The sequence below is a fragment of the Streptomyces sp. NPDC000941 genome, from assembly GCF_053599555.1.
Map to the genome: position 1 here is coordinate 31,546 of NZ_JBSFMM010000074.1, position 16,948 is coordinate 48,493.

The 16,948-nt window shown below is 70.0% G+C and carries 17 protein-coding genes; 9 read left to right on the forward strand and 8 right to left on the reverse strand.

The window, feature by feature from the left end; all coding sequences use genetic code 11:
- Positions 1–204 precede the first annotated feature (204 nt).
- The 6 genes from ACWDSL_RS23850 to ACWDSL_RS23875 form a co-directional block, all read right to left on the reverse strand.
- Complete coding sequence (locus ACWDSL_RS23850) at positions 205–1,674, reverse strand: PAS domain-containing sensor histidine kinase (protein WP_450488536.1); 1,470 nt, start codon at positions 1,672–1,674, stop codon at positions 205–207.
- 440 nt (positions 1,675–2,114) lie between these two features.
- Positions 2,115–3,185 (reverse strand): SIS domain-containing protein, encoded by a 1,071-nt coding sequence (locus ACWDSL_RS23855; RefSeq protein ID WP_450488503.1) that lies wholly within the window; start codon positions 3,183–3,185, stop codon positions 2,115–2,117.
- Positions 3,186–3,250: 65 nt separating this feature from the next.
- Positions 3,251–4,816, reverse strand: a complete 1,566-nt coding sequence (locus tag ACWDSL_RS23860) for a glycoside hydrolase family 3 protein (protein WP_450488505.1) — start codon at positions 4,814–4,816, stop codon at positions 3,251–3,253.
- A gap of 9 nt (positions 4,817–4,825) precedes the next feature.
- Positions 4,826–5,656, reverse strand: a complete 831-nt coding sequence (locus ACWDSL_RS23865) for a carbohydrate ABC transporter permease (protein WP_450488507.1) — start codon at positions 5,654–5,656, stop codon at positions 4,826–4,828.
- A complete protein-coding gene (locus ACWDSL_RS23870) occupies positions 5,653–6,681 on the reverse strand; it encodes a carbohydrate ABC transporter permease (RefSeq protein WP_450488509.1) in 1,029 nt (342 codons plus the stop codon). Before ACWDSL_RS23870 ends, ACWDSL_RS23865 begins: the two co-directional genes overlap by 4 nt.
- A gap of 5 nt (positions 6,682–6,686) precedes the next feature.
- Positions 6,687–7,958, reverse strand: coding sequence for an extracellular solute-binding protein (locus tag ACWDSL_RS23875; RefSeq protein WP_450488511.1), 1,272 nt, complete (start codon positions 7,956–7,958; stop codon positions 6,687–6,689).
- 240 nt (positions 7,959–8,198) lie between these two features.
- Between ACWDSL_RS23875 and ACWDSL_RS23880 the strand changes: the two genes are divergently transcribed.
- The 3 genes from ACWDSL_RS23880 (at position 8,199) to mctP (ending at position 11,195) form a co-directional block, all read left to right on the forward strand.
- Positions 8,199–9,086: a GntR family transcriptional regulator gene (locus ACWDSL_RS23880; RefSeq protein WP_450488538.1), complete on the forward strand. Its 888-nt coding sequence runs from the start codon at positions 8,199–8,201 to the stop codon at positions 9,084–9,086.
- 193 nt (positions 9,087–9,279) lie between these two features.
- Positions 9,280–9,561: a DUF3311 domain-containing protein gene (locus ACWDSL_RS23885; protein WP_450488513.1), complete on the forward strand. Its 282-nt coding sequence runs from the start codon at positions 9,280–9,282 to the stop codon at positions 9,559–9,561.
- On the forward strand, positions 9,558–11,195 hold the full coding sequence (gene mctP / locus ACWDSL_RS23890) for a monocarboxylate uptake permease MctP (RefSeq protein ID WP_450488515.1): 1,638 nt from the start codon (positions 9,558–9,560) through the stop codon (positions 11,193–11,195). Before ACWDSL_RS23885 ends, mctP begins: the two co-directional genes overlap by 4 nt.
- Positions 11,196–11,278: 83 nt before the next feature.
- Here mctP and ACWDSL_RS23895 read toward each other — a convergent pair whose 3' ends face one another.
- Positions 11,279–11,920, reverse strand: a complete 642-nt coding sequence (locus tag ACWDSL_RS23895; RefSeq protein ID WP_450488517.1) for a TetR/AcrR family transcriptional regulator — start codon at positions 11,918–11,920, stop codon at positions 11,279–11,281.
- A gap of 109 nt (positions 11,921–12,029) precedes the next feature.
- On the opposite strand from ACWDSL_RS23895, the gene ACWDSL_RS23900 reads away from it, so the two are divergent.
- The 3 genes from ACWDSL_RS23900 to ACWDSL_RS23910 all read left to right on the forward strand — a co-directional run bounded on the left by ACWDSL_RS23900 (position 12,030) and on the right by ACWDSL_RS23910 (position 14,270).
- Positions 12,030–13,583 carry a DHA2 family efflux MFS transporter permease subunit gene (locus ACWDSL_RS23900; protein WP_450488519.1) on the forward strand — a complete coding sequence of 518 codons (1,554 nt, stop codon included), beginning with the start codon at positions 12,030–12,032 and terminating at the stop codon, positions 13,581–13,583.
- 62 nt (positions 13,584–13,645) lie between these two features.
- The gene (locus tag ACWDSL_RS23905) at positions 13,646–13,951 is read left to right on the forward strand and encodes a hypothetical protein (RefSeq protein ID WP_450488521.1); all 306 of its coding nucleotides are present in this window, start codon (positions 13,646–13,648) and stop codon (positions 13,949–13,951) included.
- Positions 13,952–14,024: 73 nt separating this feature from the next.
- Complete coding sequence (locus ACWDSL_RS23910; RefSeq protein WP_450488540.1) at positions 14,025–14,270, forward strand: VOC family protein; 246 nt, start codon at positions 14,025–14,027, stop codon at positions 14,268–14,270.
- A gap of 42 nt (positions 14,271–14,312) precedes the next feature.
- Here ACWDSL_RS23910 and ACWDSL_RS23915 read toward each other — a convergent pair whose 3' ends face one another.
- A complete protein-coding gene (locus ACWDSL_RS23915) occupies positions 14,313–15,128 on the reverse strand; it encodes an NAD(P)H-binding protein (protein ID WP_450488523.1) in 816 nt (271 codons plus the stop codon).
- Positions 15,129–15,214: 86 nt separating this feature from the next.
- Here ACWDSL_RS23915 and ACWDSL_RS23920 point away from each other — a divergent pair, with 86 nt between their 5' ends.
- Genes ACWDSL_RS23920 through ACWDSL_RS23930 form a run of 3 tightly spaced genes read left to right on the forward strand, consistent with a single transcriptional unit; the run spans position 15,215 to position 16,653 of the window.
- Positions 15,215–15,637, forward strand: a complete 423-nt coding sequence (locus tag ACWDSL_RS23920; protein ID WP_450488525.1) for a winged helix-turn-helix transcriptional regulator — start codon at positions 15,215–15,217, stop codon at positions 15,635–15,637.
- 45 nt (positions 15,638–15,682) lie between these two features.
- Positions 15,683–15,883 (forward strand): DUF397 domain-containing protein, encoded by a 201-nt coding sequence (locus ACWDSL_RS23925; protein ID WP_450488527.1) that lies wholly within the window; start codon positions 15,683–15,685, stop codon positions 15,881–15,883.
- Between the two features lie 2 nt (positions 15,884–15,885).
- Entirely contained in the window at positions 15,886–16,653 is a 768-nt protein-coding gene (locus ACWDSL_RS23930) for an MBL fold metallo-hydrolase (protein WP_450488528.1), read from the forward strand.
- Positions 16,654–16,948 lie beyond the last annotated feature (295 nt).

The following is a 16,948-nucleotide window of genomic DNA, read 5'->3' on the forward strand; positions in this document are numbered from 1 at the left end:
GCAGTAACCCCGATGCGCACAGCAACGTGAGCTTTGAGCCCCGGACCACTCCCGGTCCGGGGCTCAGTGCTGTGCTCACCATGTGAGCCGCGTGCTCACTATGTGAGCGGCATGCTCACCATGTGAGTGGGTGTGCTCAAGGTCTCATGCCGTCTTACGCGGCCCCACCCGGGGATCGGGCCGGGAATTGCCCCGGTCACCGGATCAGTGCTTTTCCGCCCGTACCGGGATGTCCAGGACGACTCGGGTGCCGCGCTCGGGCGCGGGCACCATGTCGAACGTCCCGCCCAGCTCCCCCTCCACCAGCGTGCGTACGATCTGCAGGCCGAGGTTGCCCGCCCGCTGCGGGTCGAACCCCTCGGGCAGCCCGCGCCCGTCGTCCTCGACGGTGACCAGCAGCCGCCCCTCCCCACCGGGGGCGGAGCGCACCGCCGTCACCTCGACGGTGCCCAGCTCCCCCGGCCCGAAGCCGTGTTCCAGCGCGTTCTGCAGCACCTCGGTCAGCACCATGGACAGCGGGGTGGCCACCTCGGCCTCGAGGATGCCGAAGCGGCCGGTGCGATGGCCGGTGACCTTGCCCGGGGATATCTCGGCCACCATGGCCAGGACCCGGTCGGCGATCTCGTCGAACTCGACCTGCTCGTCCAGATTCTGGGACAGCGTCTCGTGCACGATCGCGATCGAGCCGACCCTGCGTACCGCCTCGTTGAGCGCGTCCCTCCCCTGGTCGGAGTCCATCCGGCGGGCCTGGAGGCGCAGCAGGGCCGCCACGGTCTGGAGGTTGTTCTTCACCCGGTGGTGGATCTCCCGGATGGTGGCGTCCTTGGTGATCAACTCGCGCTCGCGGCGCCGCAGCTCGGTGACGTCCCGGAGCAGGACGAGCGAACCGATATGGGTGCCCTTGGGCTTGAGCGGGATGGCCCGCAGCTGGATCACCCCTTCGTCGCCCTCCACCTCGAACTCGCGCGGCGCCCAGCCGCTCGCCAGCTTGACCAGCGCCTCGTCCACCGGCCCGCGTACGGGGGCGAGTTCGGCGGTGGTCTGGCCGAGGTGGTGGCCGACCAGGTCGGCGGCCAGGCCGAGGCGGTGGTAGGCGGACAGGGCGTTGGGGCTGGCGTACTGGACGACGCCGTCCGCGTCGAGCCGGATCAGGCCGTCGCCCGCGCGGGGCGAGGCGTCCATGTCGACCTGCTGCTCGGGGAAGGGAAACGATCCTGCGGCGATCATCTGGGCGAGGTCGGACGCGCTCTGGAGGTAGGTGAGCTCGAGCCGGCTGGGCGTCCGTACGGTCAGCAGATTGGTGTTACGGGCGATCACCCCGAGCACCCGGCCCTCGCGGCGGACCGGGATGGACTCGACCCGGACCGGGACCTCCTCCCGCCACTCGGGGTCGCCCTCCCGGACGATACGGCCCTCGTCGAGGGCGGCGTCGAGCATCGGGCGGCGGCCGCGCGGGGCGAGGTGGCCGACCATGTCGTCCTGGTAGGAGGTGGGCCCGGTGTTGGGACGCATCTGCGCCACCGATACGTAGCGGGTGCCGTCGCGGGTGGGGACCCAGAGGACGAGATCGGCGAAGGAGAGGTCGGAGAGCAGCTGCCACTCCGATACCAGCAGATGAAGCCACTCGAGGTCGGAGTCGCTGAGTGCGGTGTGCTGGCGTACGAGGTCGTTCATGGAGGGCACGTTGTGAGCCTACCTGGACGTTCGATTCAGCCTTTCCGCGCAGAGCCGTGGACAGGCGAGAGTGGTCTAGTCCAGAATAGGGCGCACTGCGATCTTCCGCCCTCCCCGCACAGGAGGGTGGATCGAGGCACACGGGGTGCTCTGCCCTGACCGCTCCGGGGGCCTCAGGTCGGCCGACTGCGGCCGATGCAACTCCGGGCTGCGGTGCCGGGTGGGTTGAGGGTCCCGCCCTGGCGCCGCGGCCCGCGGGTCACCTCTTTTTCTGCCGCCCTCGCACTGCTCGGCCCCAGGGGGCCTCCCAGGCTTCGGGCGGCTGGCCGGCCTCCGGCCGACATCCTTCTTTCACTCCCCCAACGCAAGGCTCCCGCGCTTCGCGGGGAAGCGCGGGAGCCGGTGGGGGGTGGCGGTCTCAGAGCCTCACCTGGTCTCGGTCACCTGGTCTCCGTGACCTTCGCCAGGGCGCGGGGCGCATCGGGGTCCTGGCCCCGGGCGATGGTCACCTCGTACGCGAGCAGCTGCAGCGGCAGGATCTCCAGGATCGGCTGGACCTCCTCGGCCACTCCCTCCGTGGGCAGCGCGAAGCCCGCCGAGGCCCGGTCGACCTCGGCCTGGGGGCCGATGACGACCAGGTCCGCGCCGCGGCCGCGCAGCCGCTCCAGGACCGGCTGGAGCGCCTGGCCGCCCTTGCCGTCGGTGACGATCGCGATCACCGGCGAGATGTTGTCGACCATGGCGAGCGGGCCGTGCAGCAGATCGGCGCCCGAGTAGGACAGCGCCGGGATGTAGCTGGTCTCCATCAGCTTCAGCGCGGCCTCCTTGGCCGTGGGGTAGCCGTAGCCGCGGGAGGTGATGACCATGCGCTCGGCGAAGCGGTAGCGGCCGGCGAGCTGCTTGACCTCGTCCCCCCGGTCCAGGATCTGCTGGGCCAGCTCGGGGAGGACCTTGGCGGCCGCGCCGTCGCCGCCGCGCAGGCCCTCGACGAAGAGGTAGAGGGCGAGCAGTTCGGCGGTGTAGGTCTTGGTCGCGGGGAGCGCGTTCTCCGGGCCGGCCAGGACGTCGATGTGGAACTCGGAGACGGCGGCCAGCGGGGAGTCGGGGTTGTTGGTGACCGCGAGGGTGATCGCGCCGGCCTCGCGGGCCGCCTCGGTGGAGGCGACCAGGTCCGGGGAGCCGCCGGACTGGCTGACCGTGATCACCAGTACGTCGGTCAGGTCCTGCTCGGCCCCGTACGCGGTGGTGGTGGACATGGAGGTGAGGCCGCACGGCTTGCCCAGCAGGACCTCGATCAGATACTTCGCGTACAGCGCCGCGTTGTCGGATGTGCCCCGTGCGGTGAGGAGCACGAAGCGCGGGTTGCGCGCGGCGATGCGTTCGGCGATCTCGCGGATGCGGGGCGCGCCCTCGTCGAGGATCCGGCGCAGCACCGCGGGCTGCTCGGCCATCTCCCCGGACATGATCCGGCCCGGCTGGTCGCTGTGCTGGGCCGGAGTCGTGGCGGACATGCTGGGTGCCTCCAGTTGGCTGTGCTGTGCTGTGCCCGCGGTGCGGGCCGAGCCGGGTGGTGGCGTCATCCCCCGGCCACGCCGCCGGTGATGACCTCCGCGGCGGCCAGCCCACAGACCCGGGCGGCGCCGTGAGTCGCGATGTGCAGCGCCCCGGTCGGCGGCGCCTGGGGCACGCCCATCTCGACGACGACCGTGTCCGGCCGGGCGGCGAGCAGGGTGTCCAGGGCATCGGCCATCCAGGGGTGGCGGTGGACATCGCGTACCACTGCGACGATCCTACGGTCAGCCGCCTTCCCGAGTACATTTGCGATCAAGGCGGGCACACCGCCGGTCACACCGTCCGCAGCCCCCTCGATGTCACGCTGGCCATAGGTGGCGGTGCCGGTGCCGGGCAGCAGCCGGGCCAGTTCGGCGGCGACGCCCCAGGGGGTCTCGTCGCCGACGGCGATATTGGCCATGGGGGTGAAGGCGGCGACGAACGCGGGCCCGGTCGGCGGCTCGTACGGCTGCTCGCCCGGGGTGACGCGCAGCGCCCGGCGGGCGGCGCGCAGCCCCGCCTCGGGGGCGGGCGCGATCCCCTCCGCCGCGCCCGGCCCTCCGGCCTGTCGCGCCCAGTCTCCGAGGGCGCGCACCCGGGCCGCGGCGTCGGCGAGCCGCGCCTCGGGCAGTTCCCCGGCCCGTACCGCGGCCACCAGCGCGTCGCGCAGCCGTACCACGGTGTCCTCGTCGCTGAGTCCGCCGCCGACGCAGATCGCGTCGGCGCCCGCGGCGATGGCGAGCACGCTGCCGCGCTCGATGCCGTACGCGGCGGAGATGGCCTGCATCTCCATGCCGTCGGTGACGATGAGCCCTTCGAAGCCGAGGCCGCCCTCGCTGACGGGGGCGCGCAGCAGGCCGTGCAGCGCGGCCGGGCTGAGAGTGGCGGGCAGGGCGGAGTCGAGCGCGGGCACCAGGATGTGGGCGCTCATCACGGCCTTGGTACCGGCGGCCACGGCGGCCCGGAAGGGGATCAGTTCGCGGGCGGTGAGGGTGTCGAGGTCGGCGTCGATGCGCGGCATGGCGTGGTGGGAGTCGACGGCGGTGTCGCCGTGCCCGGGGAAGTGCTTGGTGCAGGCGGCGACCCCGGCGCCCTGGAGGCCCCGGATGTACGCGGCGGTGTGGCGGGCCACGAGCTGCGGGTCGGCGCCGAAGGCGCGTACGCCGATGACCGGGTTGTCGGGGTTGGAGTTGACGTCGGCGGACGGTGCCCAGTCGAGGTTGACCCCGCAGGCGGCGAGCCGGCGGCCCATCTCGCGGGCCACGGCCTGGGTCAGGGCGGTGTCGTCGACGGCGCCCAGCGCCAGATTGCCGGGGAAGGAGGAGCCGGTCCGCACCTCGAGCCGGGTGACGTCGCCGCCCTCTTCGTCGATGGCGACGAGCAGGTCGTCGCGCTCGGCCCGCAGCTGGGCGGTGAGGGCGGCGAGTTGCTCGGACGAGTTGATGTTGCGGCCGAAGATGCCGACGGAGCCGAGTCCTTCACCGAGCCGCCGCAGCACCCAGTCGGGGGCCGTGGTGCCGGAGAAGCCGGGTTGCAGAACCGCCAGGGCGTCCCTGGTGAGGGTGTCCAGGCCGCGTGCGAGGGTCGTCATGGAGAAAGATCATCCCTTCACAGCGCCGGAAGTGAGACCACCGACCGCCTTGCGTTGCAGGAACAGGAAGAGAAGCAGGATGGGAATGGCGAAGAGCGAGGCGGCCGCCATGGTGGCGCCCCAGTCGTCGCCGAAGTTCGTCTGGAACTTGGACAGCCACAGCGGCAGCGTCTGGGCCTCGGGATCCTTGTTCAGGATGAGTACGAGCGGGAACTCGTTCCAGGCCGTGATGAAGCCGAACAGCGAGGTGGCCATCAGTCCGGGCGCCAGCAGCGGGAAGATCACCCGGATGAACGCCTGCGGCCGGGTGCAGCCGTCGACCATCGCGGACTCCTCCAGCTCCTTGGGCACGGCGGCGACGTAGGAGCGCAGGGTGAGGATGGTGAAGGGCAGCACCATGACCATGTAGAAGAGGGTCAGCGGGACCAGGCTGTTCAGCATCTCGCCATCGCGGATGATCATGTAGATCGCGATCACCATGACTTCCCAGGGCGCCATCTGGGCGATCATGAACGTCACCAGGAAGCCGCGACGGCCCTTGAACCGCATCCGGGCGAGGGCGAAGGACGCGAGGAGCGCGAGCACCAGGGAGAACGCCACCGCCGAGACGGTGACGGTCAGGGAGTTCCGTACCAGGGTCCAGAAGTTCTCCGCGTTCGTCGCCGTCTTGAAGTGCTCGAAGGTGGCGTTGGTCGGGAACCACACCGGGTCCTCGGAGATGATGTCCGAGGTCGGCTTGAAGGCCGTGCTGAACATCCAGTAGACGGGGAACACGAAGGCGACGAAGAGGACGATCGCCGTCGCATTGGGCCACAGCCGCCCGGCCGCCGAGCGTTTCACAGCTCGTCCCCCTCATCCTTCTCTTGTTTGAGCACGATCCGAAGGTAGTAGGAGGTCAGGGCCAGCAGGATCACGATGGTCAGCAGCGAGATCGCCGCGCCCATACCGTAGTGCTGATTGCCCACGCCCTCGATGAACGCGTAGACGGGAAGGGTCTCGGTGAGCCGGTCAGGGCCGCCCTCGTTGATCGCGAAGACCTGCGGGAACGCCTTGAAGACCCAGATCACCTCCAGGAAGACCGTCGCGAGGAGGAACGGCCTCAGGAAGGGCAGGGTCACCGAGGTGAAGGAGCGCCAGGCCCCGGCGCCGTCCAGCGAGGCCGCCTCGTACAGCTCCTTGGGGATCGTCGTGGTCGCCGCGTAGAGGTTGATCGCCACGAAGGGGATCGACTGCCAGACGATCAGGAGGGTGATGACGAAGAAGGTCGAGAACTGGCTGCCGGTCCAGTTGTAGTCGGCCATCGAGTGCCAGCCGAGCTTGTCCAGGACCCAGTTGACCACCCCGAAGCGGGAGGCGAACAGCCACTGGTAGACGGTGGTCGCCGCGATCGGCGGCATGGCCCAGGCCAGTACGAGACCGGTCGACAGCAGCAGCCGCATCTTCGTCCCGAGCCGGGCCAGCAGCAGCCCGACCAGCGTGCCGAGCAGCATGATCAGCACGACGTTGACGGAGGTGAAGACCACCGACCTGACCGTGACCCGCCAGAAGTCCTCGCTGGTCAGCGCCTCGCGGTAGTTGTCGACGCCGTTCCACTCGGTGAGGTGCTGGATCAGCTGCCGCATATTGAGGTTCTGGAACGACAGCATGCCGTTCTTCACCAGCGGCCAGCCCAGCAGCACCACGGTGGCGGCCAGCGCGGGAAGAAGCAGCAGATAGGGCGCGGTGCCGATGAGCCGGCCGCGCCCCGGGGGCGCCCCGCGGCCCGTACCCCTACCCGTACCCGTACGGCCCGGCGGCGCCCCGCGCCCGGGGACCCCGGCCGCCGCGGGGCGGCCGGGGTCCTTACGTGTGGTCGCTACAGCCATCGCTGTTACTGCTCCTGGCTGAGGCGCTTGTTCATCTCGTCTTCGACCGACTTGGCCGCGTCCGTCGGGGACTTACCGTTCAGCACGGCGGTCATATAGGCCTTGACCGGGTTCGGGGCGTTCTCCACCGGGGCCCACTCGGGGATCAGCGGGGTGGTGCCGCCGCCCGCGACGGCGGGCGCCGCCGCCTCGGCCGCGGCGTTGCCCTTGAGCTGGGACTGCAGCGACTCCTTGTTGGGGATCACGCCGCCTTCCTTGGCCAGCTGTCCCTCATAGGTGTCCGACAGCGCGATCTTCAGAAACTCCTTTGCGAGTTCCTGCTTCTTGCTGCCCGCCGCGACCGCCAGGTTGGAGCCGCCGAGGAAGACGCCCTCCGGCTTGTCGGCGGTCTCCCCCGGGATGGTGAAGTAGCCGATGTCCTTCTCGATCTTCGGGTTGGCCTTGATCGCGGTCGCCGCCTCCCAGCCCATCCCGATGAAGGCGCCCGTCTTGCCCTTGGCGAAGACCTCGGCCTGCTGCGGGGTGGCCTCGTCCTTGTCCTTGGGGGCCTTGCTGAAGGACTGGTACTGCTTGTAGATGTCCATGGCCTTGGCGACCTTGGGGTCGGCGAGGTTGGAAACCCACTTCTCGCCTTCCTTCTTGACGAGGTCGGCACCGGTACCGATGGTCAGCCCGTCGAAGAAGTACCAGTTCTGGCCCGGCAGATAGATCGGCTCGGCGTCCGTCTTCTTCTGGATCGCGTTGAGATCCTGGAAGAACTCGGTCCGGGTCTTGGGGGTGGCCTTGATCCCGGCCTCCGCCCAGACCTTCTTGTTGTAGAGCACCACGCGGTTGGCCGCGTACCACGGGGCGGCGTACTGCTTGCCTTCGTAGACCGCGGACTTGTTGAGGGAGTCGGCCCAGTCAGCGCCGACCGACTCCTTCAGGTCGGTCAGCTCGGCGAGGCCGCCGGTCTGGGCGTACGCCGGGGTCTGGGTATTGCCGATCTCGATCACGTCCGGCGGATCGGACTCGGAGAGCGCGGTGGTCACCTTCTGCTGAATGCCGTTCCACTGCTGGACCTCCAGCTTCAGCTTGGCACCCGTCTTCTTCTCAAACGCCGCCTTGACGTCCTTCGTCCAGCCGTCTGGGGTGGACCCGTCCATCGCCCATACGGTGAGCGTCTCGCCCTTGAAGCCGTCCGCTCCGGTCTTCTCGTCGTCATCGCCGGACCCGCAGGCCGCGACGGTCACCAGCATTGCCGCGACGCCCGTCGCCGCTATCAGCCCACGCTTCACAGCACACTCCCCAAAGGACCGGAAGACAGGTTTAATGGTTTAGACCAGTGCCCGCAGCTTGGCCTAGACCTTTTGGGGTGTCAAGGGTGTCCAAGAGCCGCCATCGGCTCCGTTACCGGACCGACACCTGACGACATACGGGCTGAGCAGCCGCTTACGGCCGAGGCCGTGCCACGATGTGAGCCGCTGAAAACGGAGGAGCCGGTGACGGCAGCAGACCAGGGGTCGGAAAGGCGCGCGATGGAGACCGAGGGGGCAACGGCGGCGGCCGCGACGGGGACGACAGCCACCACAGCCACGACAGCCACAGCCGAGGGCGGCATCCGCTCCGCCCACGGCTCCGGCAGCAGCGCCGGAAACAACGCCGGGGCCAGCACCGGGACCGGCACCGGGAACACCGCCGGCGGGACCCGCACCGCGCGCGTGCCCAAGTACTACCGCCTCAAGCGGCACTTGCTGGAGATCACCGAGACCCTGCCACCCGGCACCCCGGTCCCTCCCGAGCGCACCCTCGCCTCCGAGTTCGACACCTCCCGCACCACCGTGCGGCAGGCGCTCCAGGAACTGGTCGTCGAGGGACGGCTGGAGCGGATCCAGGGCAAGGGCACCTTCGTGGCCAAGCCCAAGGTCTCCCAGGCGCTCCAGCTGACCTCGTACACCGAGGACATGAAGGCCCAGGGCCTGGAACCCACCTCCCAGCTCCTGGACATCGGCTACGTCACGGCCGACGACCGGCTCGCCGGGCTCCTGGACATAACGGCCGGCGGCCGGGTGCTGCGCATCGAACGGCTGCGGCTGGCCAGCGGCGAACCCATGGCCATCGAGACCACCCACCTGTCGGCGAAGCGCTTCCCCGCGCTGCGCCGCAGCCTGGTCAAGTACTCCTCCCTCTACACGGCCCTGGCCGAGGTGTACGACGTCCACCTCGCCGAGGCCGAGGAGACCATCGAGACCTCGCTGGCCACCCCGCGCGAGGCGGGGCTGCTGGGCACGGACGTCGGGCTGCCGATGCTGATGCTCTCGCGCCACTCGCTGGACGCGGCGGGCGAGCCGGTGGAGTGGGTGCGGTCGGTCTACCGCGGGGACCGCTACAAGTTCGTGGCCCGGCTACAGCGCCCGAACGGCTGAGCCCACGCCGCCGGCACGACGCCTGACGGCTCCGCCCACGCCACCCGGGCCACGGCCGACGTCCTTATCTTTCCCATACCGATATACGGACGGGTAGTGACGTCCGCCTGACCCCTGGCTTAGATTTCCTGCGCATTAAGCAAACGATCAGTCTCTTACGCAGGTGCTCAGCCGCGGGACGGAGCAGCCGCCAATGTCAGGAACATCCGGTACGCAAGGCAGGAGACCGGTCGTCACGCCCTCGCGCGTCGTCGCCGGTCTGTGCCTGATCGCCCCCTTCGTGGGAATGCTGTGGGTCGGCTCGTACGCCAAGATCGACCCCACCTTCATCGGCATCCCCTTCTTCTACTGGTACCAGATGCTCTGGGTGCCCGTGTCGGCCCTGCTGACGACGGTCGCGTACATCCTGGTCCGCCGTGAGAAGCGGACGCTGCGCGCGGCGGAGCAGGCACAGAAGGGAGGTGCGGCGGAATGAAGGACGTCAACGGCGTCGCACTCGCCGTCTTCATCTTCTTCTTCGTGGCCGTCACGGTCATGGGCTTCATGGCCGCGCGCTGGCGGCGGGCCGAGAACGCCAACAACCTCGACGAGTGGGGTCTGGGCGGCCGCAGCTTCGGCACCTGGGTCACCTGGTTCCTGCTCGGCGGCGACCTCTACACCGCGTACACCTTCGTCGCCGTCCCGGCGGCCATCTACGCGGCGGGCGCGTCCGGCTTCTTCGCCGTGCCGTACACCATCCTGGTCTACCCGCTGATCTTCCTCTTCCTGCCCAAGCTGTGGTCGGTGTCCCATAAGCACGGGTACGTCACCACCTCGGACTTCGTCCGCGGCCGGTTCGGCTCCAAGGGCCTGTCGCTGGCCGTCGCGGTCACCGGCATCCTCGCCACCATGCCGTACATCGCCCTCCAGCTCGTCGGCATCCAGGCCGTGCTGGACGTGATGGGCGTCGGCGGCGGTGAGAACACCAACTGGTTCATCAAGGACCTGCCGCTGCTGATCGCCTTCGGCGTGCTCGCCGCGTACACCTACTCCTCGGGTCTGCGCGCCCCCGCGCTCATCGCCTTCGTCAAGGACGCGCTGATCTACATCGTCATCGCGGTGGCGATCATCTACATCCCGATCAAGCTGGGCGGCTTCGACGACATCTTCGCCAAGGCGGGCCACTGGTTCTCCGAACCGAACCCGAAGACCGGGGCGCCACGCGGCGCCCTGGCCAGTGGTGAGAAGGCGCAGTGGGCCTACGCCACCTTGGCCATCGGCTCGGCGCTCGCCCTGTTCATGTATCCGCACTCGATCACCGCGACGCTCTCCAGCCGCAGCCGCGAGGTGATCCGCCGCAACACCACGATCCTGCCGCTGTACTCCCTGATGCTGGGCCTGCTGGCGCTGCTCGGCTTCATGGCGATCGCGGCGGGCGTGGACGTGAACGGCAACAACCAGCTCGCCATCCCGCAGCTGTTCGAGGACATGTTCCCGGACTGGTTCACCGGCGTCGCCTTCGCCGCCATCGGCATCGGCGCCCTGGTCCCGGCGGCCATCATGTCCATCGCGGCGGCGAACCTGTTCACCCGCAACATCTACAAGGACTTCCTGAAGCCGGACGCCACGCCCGAGCAGGAGACCAAGGTCTCCAAGCTGGTCTCGCTGCTGGTCAAGGTCGGCGCGCTGGTCTTCGTCCTCGGCATGGACAAGACGGTCGCGATCAACTTCCAACTGCTGGGCGGCGTCTGGATCCTCCAGACCTTCCCGGCCCTGGTCGGCGGCCTGTTCACCCGTTGGTTCCACCGCTGGGCGCTGCTGGGCGGCTGGGCGGTCGGCATGATCTACGGCACCTGGAAGGCGTGGGACACCCCGGCCGCTGCCGCCGGCCAGAAGCACTTCGGCAACACCGCCGAGATCCCCGGTATCGGCGAGATCGGCTACATCGGCTTCACCGCCTTTGTGCTCAACGTCGTCGTGGTGGTCGTCCTCACCTTCGTCCTACGCGCCCTCAAGGCCCCGGACGGAATCGACGAGACCTCCCCCGCCGACTACCAGGCGGACTCGGGCAAACCGGGTGTCAAGACCGAGCTGCCCCCGGCCACGGCGGGCGCCCCCGGCGGCCACTGACGCCTCGGCTCCTTCGCACCGACGGGCCGTCGCCTTCCCGCACCGGGGAGGCGACGGCCCGTTCGTATGCGTACGCACCAGCCTCAGCCGGGCGGCGCCTGGAAGGCCGCGGTCAGGAAGGTGACCAGCCGCCCGGCGTCGTCATCCCCCGGCGCCACGTCCTCGGCGGCGCCGCCCGGGTGGAGATCGCCGAGGGCACTCGACTGGTACAGGCCCAGCAGCCCGACCATGGCCCGGAAGCGGAACGCGACTTCGGCCGCCGGTAGTTGAGGCAGCGCCGCCCGCAGCGCATCGAGGTACTGGCCCTCCGCCGGGCCGACCTCCGTGGCGAAGAGGCGCCGGATCGCGGGGTCGGGCTCGGACATCACCTGACCCAGGAACCGCGCGACCGACACACCCCGCTCCCCGCTCCGCTCCACGAGCCGCGCGCCCGTCATGACGAAGGCGCGCACCAACTCCTCCACGGTGGGCTGCCGATCGCCCGAGGCGCGCAACTCCTCCAGCAGGCGCAGGCGCTCGCCGTTGACCGCGGCCATGGCGCGCTCGACGACCGCGCGCAGCAGCCCCTCCTTGGACCCGAAGTGGTAGTTGACCGCGGCCACATTGGCCTCGGCCGCGACCGTCACCGTGCGCAGCGAGGTGGCGGCGAAGCCGTGCTCGCCGAAAAGCCGCTCGGCGGCGTCGAGGAGGCGGTCCCGGGTCGGGGCGGGCTGAGGCTCATTCATCGACACCAAAGTAAAACGAGCGCTTGATTCAAGCAAGCGGTCCATGCTCCACTTTAAACGTTCGCTTGAAACAGTCGATTGAAACGCTCGCTTAAACGGAGTGATCGCCATGCAGCAGTCCACGGCCCCGCCCGTCGCACCGCCACGCCCCGGCGCCGCCCAACGGACGGCCGTCCTGACGGTGATGTGCCTGGCCCTGGCCGTCGTGGTCGGGATGCTCGCCTCACTCCTGGTGGCCGTGCCCGACATGGCCCGCGATCTGCGGGCCACCGAGTCCGAGCTGCAATGGATCATGAACGCGTACGGTGTGGCCTTCGCCGGTCTGCTGCTCCTGGGCGGCGCCCTCGGCGACCGCTACGGCCGCAAGGGCGTCCTGCTCGCGGGGCTCGCCCTCTTCGCGCTGTCCTCGGGCGCCGTCGTCTGGACCGACGATGTGACGCTGGTGATCGGCCTGCGCGGCCTGGCGGGCGTGGGCGCGGCCCTGGTCATGCCGATGACCCTGTCGATCATCACCCATGTCTTCCCGCCCGAGGAGCGCGGCCGCGCCGTCGGCATCTGGTCCGGCGTCAGCTTCGGATCCGGTCTGCTCGCCGTACTGCTGGCCGGGGGTCTCCTGGAGGCGTACTCCTGGCGCTCGGTGTTCCTGACCAACGCCCTGCTCGCCGCCCTCGCCCTCGTCGTCGCCGCCGCGATCGCCCCGGCCTCGAAGCAGTCGGAGTCGTCGCGGCTCGATGTCGTGGGCGCCCTGCTGTCGGTGGTCGGCATCGGGGCGCTGGTCTTCGGCATCGTGGAGGGCCCGGAGCTCGGCTGGTCCGACGCCACGGTGATCACGGGCTTCGCCCTGGGCGCCGTCGGGCTCGCGGCCTTCGTCGGCTGGGAGCTGCGGACCGCGCACCCGCTGCTGGACGTACGGGTCTTCCGGCTGCCGGGTGTCTCGGCGGGCTCGCTCATCATCACGGCCGAGTCGATCGCCATGTTCGGCTTCTTCTTCCTCGGCCTGCAGTATCTGCAGCAGATCCTCGGCTACTCCCCGATACGCTCCGGGCTCGCCCTCGTCTCCATGGCCCTCGGCGCGATCCTGTTCTCCCCCGTCGCCCCCGGATTCGCCAAGCGGTACGGCATGCGCGCCGTGATGGGGGTGGGCATGGCCCTGATCGCCGCCGGCCTCGGCGTCCTGGCCGCCACGGTCGACGGCGGCGGCCTCTGGCCCTTCCTCGCCAGCACCACCCTCCTCGGCGCGGGCATCGCCTTCGCCGCGACCCCCGCCACCGAGGCCATCGTCGCCGCACTGCCACCCGAGAAGCAGGGCGTCGCCTCCGCGCTCAACGACCTCACCCGCGAACTGGGCGGAGTCCTCGGCATCGCCGTCCTCGGCAGCGTCTTCAACACCACCTACCGTTCCGACGTCGCCGATACGACCCACGGCCTGCCGACCGAGGCGGCGGACGCGACCCGCGACTCGCTGGCCGGCGCGCTGCGCACCGCCGCCGAACTGGACGGCCGGACCGGAGCCCGGCTGGCCGACGCGGCCCGCGAGGCGTTCAACAGCGGCATGGCCAACGCGCTGCTCGGCGGCATCGCGGTCGTCGTCCTGGGCGCGGTCTCGGCGGTGGTGCTGCTGTCGCGGCGCGCGCGTAGTTCTCACAGCGGCGACAAGACGTAGCCGCTTGGCGGCACATGGCGTTTCCGGTGCTGTGTGCCGCCATGACTGGCAGCATGAGGATCATGGATACGATCAGCAACGCTGAGATCCTCGCAGAGATCGCCGGCGGCCTGGCCGACTGGCGCAAGCTCGCTCAGCCTCTCGCTGCTCGCTACCGCGCCACGGACGCCGTGGCCGGAGCCGCGTTCGTGGCAGCGGTCGCGCGGGCGGCAGCCGCCGCCCGCTACGACGTACCGGAGATCAGGCTGGGGCGCGGAGTCATCGACGTGACCCTGTTCAGCGTCGACGAGGCCGGCGCCCGGAGGGTTACCGCCAGGACCTTGAACTGGCCGGCGTCATCACCGGGCTTGCCCGCGAGTTCGACCTGACTGCCGTCCCCGGCGAGGTGGCACAGCTTGAGCTCGCCCTCGACACCGCCGACGATTCGGCAGCGGGCCCCTTCTGGGCGGCGTTGCTGACAGGAGACGCCACCCACACCGTGCTGAGCAGACCGACAGGCACCCGACCCCACGCCAACGCTGGCACATGGATCTGTGGCTGGCCCCCGAGGTGGCGGACGAGCGCATCGCGGCCGCCGTCGCCGCGGGTGGCACCTTGGTCGACGATTCCCAGGCCCCGTCGTTCACCGTGCTCGCCGATCCAGAGGGCAATAACGTCTGTATCTGCACCGCTCTCGAACGCGATTAGACGGCGCGCCGCGTCACGGGCCGCGGCGGTGAGCCGCGCCGTTCAGCTCGGACCCGGGCGCGCCGCCGCCGCGGCGGCGACAGCAACGGCGAGTGGGTCGCGCGCAGGGCGGTCGAGCAGGTCTTGAAGATCCGTACCGGTGTTGCCCAGGAAGCCGTGGCGGATGCTGGTGGCGATCGAGGAGAGCATCGGCGGCTGGAACGGCAACAGTCCAGGGGCCTCCAGGAGCCTGCGCCGGTATTCGCCCAATCCGATGGTGTGGTGGGCGACTCCAAGGCCATCGGCGACAGCGGGCGCCGTGATCGGCGCGCCGACGAGGTCGTAGACGCGCTCACCGTGTCGCTCCGGATCGCCCGCGACGATCGCCGCCACGTCGGCCAGGTCCTCACGCGCCACGGCGGACAGCGCGCCCTCACCGAACGCGGACTCCACCGCATCGCCGTTCCATATCAAGAGGGCACCGAAGAGCTCGGCGTACAGGCCGTTGCGCAGGATCGTCCACCTCAGGCCGCTCTCTTTGACCAGTCGTTCCGTCGCGCGATGCGCCAACGCGAAGCCGAGGTGGTCGCCGGCGCCGGTCACGCTCGTGTAGATGACGTGCTTGACGCCGTCGCGGGCGGCGGCGTCAAGCACCGCCGCATGCCGAGGGATCACCTGATCGTCCTCCGCGTAGCCCGCGGAGACCAGCACGAGCGTCGAGACACCGGTCAGGCCGATACCGGACGGCTGGTCGAAGTCGAGGAGCCGTACTCCTTCGCCGGGCGTACGGCTGCCGCCGATCGCCTCCACACGGCGGGCACGCAGCGCCGCGAGGGTGAGTGAGCCGAGGTTTCCGCTCGCGCCGGTCACCAAGATCATGGGGCCGAAGCCTCCTTCGTGGTTCTCGTCAGTAACTACGATCGGATCCTGACCCGCCCGCAAATCGGCCACAAGAAGGCACTTCGATGTCACTCACGCACACCGGTGTAACCGCTGGGCCCGCCGAACTCAGCCCCTGCGGCCAGAAGGACCACCCCGACTGCGGCATCCGGGATGTGCTGGACCGGGTCGGCGACAAGTGGTCGGTCCTCGTCATCGTCGAGCTCGCCGGCGGGCCACGGCGCTTCCGAGAACTGCAACGCGCGATCGACGGCATCTCCCAGCGCATGCTGACCCTCACGGTGCGCAGACTGGAGCGCGACGGGCTCGTCCTGCGCACCGTGTACCCCACGGTCCCGGCCCAGGTCGACTACCGCCTCACCGAAACCGGCGCGAGCCTCACCCACCTGATCAGGGCGCTCGCCGAGTGGTCCCTGGCCCACCGATCCGTCATCGCCGAAGCCCGAAGCGAGTACGACCACAAGCACCCTGGTCACGACATGCGCTGATCGGGCTGATGCGCGGCATCGCATACGACACCTGGGAGGGAACGCATGCGCACACGCTGCTGGCGGAAGTCCTCGTACAGCTCTGAAGGCAACGCCTGCCTCTATATATCCTCGACCGACGACGCCACCATCCGGCTCCGCGAGAGCGACGCCCCCGACACCATCCTCACCACCACCCCCGACGCCCTGCGCGCCTTCATACGCAGCGCCAAGGCGGGCCACCTCGACCATCTCGACAAGGCGTAACCATGTCCGCAAAACTGCGTCTCACCGTCCTGGGGTGCGCCACGCCCTACCCCAGCACCGACAACCCCTGCTCCGGCTACCTCGTAACCAGTGGCGACACCCGCATATGGGTGGACGCGGGCACCGGGACGCTGTCCCCGCTGCAACGACATGTCCGGCTCGACGAGCTGGACGCGATCTGGATCTCGCATCTGCACGCCGACCACAGCGCGGACCTGCTCACCGCCTACTACGGCGCGCTCTTCGCGGACATCCAGCTCGCCGCGCCCATCCCCCTGTACGGCCCGCCGGGTATCGCCGACCGGCTCGCGCACTTCCTCACCAACACCTCAGAGCGCAGCCCGGTCGAGTCCGCCTTCGCCATCGACGAACTGCACGACGGACACCAGGTGCGCGTCGGCGCGCTCACCCTCACCAGCCGCGCGGTGGCGCACGGCATCCCGGCCTTCGCCCTGCGCGCCGAGGCCGACGGCAGGTCGCTGGTCTACTCCGGGGACACCGCCCCGTGCCCCAGCCTCACCAGCCTGGCCGAGGGGTGCGATGTGCTGCTGTGCGAGGCCGAGAGCGCGGAACGGCCGAGTTCGGGGGAACAGGTCCACCACACGCCCGAAGACACGGGCGACACCGCCCGCGCGGCCGGGGCGGGACGGTTGATCGTCACGCATGTCGGCCGCTTCCTCACCCCGCAGCAGGCGGTGGCCCGGGCCTCGGCCCGTTTCACCGGCCCCGTCGACTACGCCGCACCCGGCGCCACGTTTGTAGTCGGCTAACTCGCCTGCGCGGCGGACCGCCCCAGTTGTCCGCGCAGATCCGCACGGTGTAGCGGCCCGCGCCCGTACGTGGCCTATGCGCCGTCTCGCGGCATTCGGTTCGGGCGGGTGCGGGTTTCGTCTCGGACCCTCCGGGTCCAAAGCGGCGGCAGCGGGAGGGAAGGGGGCGGCCGGCCCGGCGTCCCCGTCCTCAGCCCGGCAGGCGGCTGAGCTCAGAACAGGCTCCGCTGCGCTCCGCCGCAGCTGCTGCCGCGCGGTGGCGAGCCGGTCAGCCCAGCGGTGCGCGCCGCCCGGG

Coding starts and splice junctions, on each gene's coding strand:
- ACWDSL_RS23850 (WP_450488536.1), bottom strand. CDS start 1,674: ATGAACGACCTCGTACGCCAGCACACCGCACTCAGCGACTCCGACCTC.
- ACWDSL_RS23855 (WP_450488503.1), bottom strand. CDS start 3,185: ATGTCCGCCACGACTCCGGCCCAGCACAGCGACCAGCCGGGCCGGATC.
- ACWDSL_RS23860 (WP_450488505.1), bottom strand. CDS start 4,816: ATGACGACCCTCGCACGCGGCCTGGACACCCTCACCAGGGACGCCCTG.
- ACWDSL_RS23870 (WP_450488509.1), bottom strand. CDS start 6,681: ATGGCTGTAGCGACCACACGTAAGGACCCCGGCCGCCCCGCGGCGGCC.
- ACWDSL_RS23880 (WP_450488538.1), top strand. CDS start 8,199: ATGGAGACCGAGGGGGCAACGGCGGCGGCCGCGACGGGGACGACAGCC.
- ACWDSL_RS23885 (WP_450488513.1), top strand. CDS start 9,280: ATGTCAGGAACATCCGGTACGCAAGGCAGGAGACCGGTCGTCACGCCC.
- mctP (WP_450488515.1), top strand. CDS start 9,558: ATGAAGGACGTCAACGGCGTCGCACTCGCCGTCTTCATCTTCTTCTTC.
- ACWDSL_RS23895 (WP_450488517.1), bottom strand. CDS start 11,920: ATGAATGAGCCTCAGCCCGCCCCGACCCGGGACCGCCTCCTCGACGCC.
- ACWDSL_RS23900 (WP_450488519.1), top strand. CDS start 12,030: ATGCAGCAGTCCACGGCCCCGCCCGTCGCACCGCCACGCCCCGGCGCC.
- ACWDSL_RS23905 (WP_450488521.1), top strand. CDS start 13,646: ATGGATACGATCAGCAACGCTGAGATCCTCGCAGAGATCGCCGGCGGC.
- ACWDSL_RS23915 (WP_450488523.1), bottom strand. CDS start 15,128: ATGATCTTGGTGACCGGCGCGAGCGGAAACCTCGGCTCACTCACCCTC.
- ACWDSL_RS23920 (WP_450488525.1), top strand. CDS start 15,215: ATGTCACTCACGCACACCGGTGTAACCGCTGGGCCCGCCGAACTCAGC.
- ACWDSL_RS23925 (WP_450488527.1), top strand. CDS start 15,683: ATGCGCACACGCTGCTGGCGGAAGTCCTCGTACAGCTCTGAAGGCAAC.
- ACWDSL_RS23930 (WP_450488528.1), top strand. CDS start 15,886: ATGTCCGCAAAACTGCGTCTCACCGTCCTGGGGTGCGCCACGCCCTAC.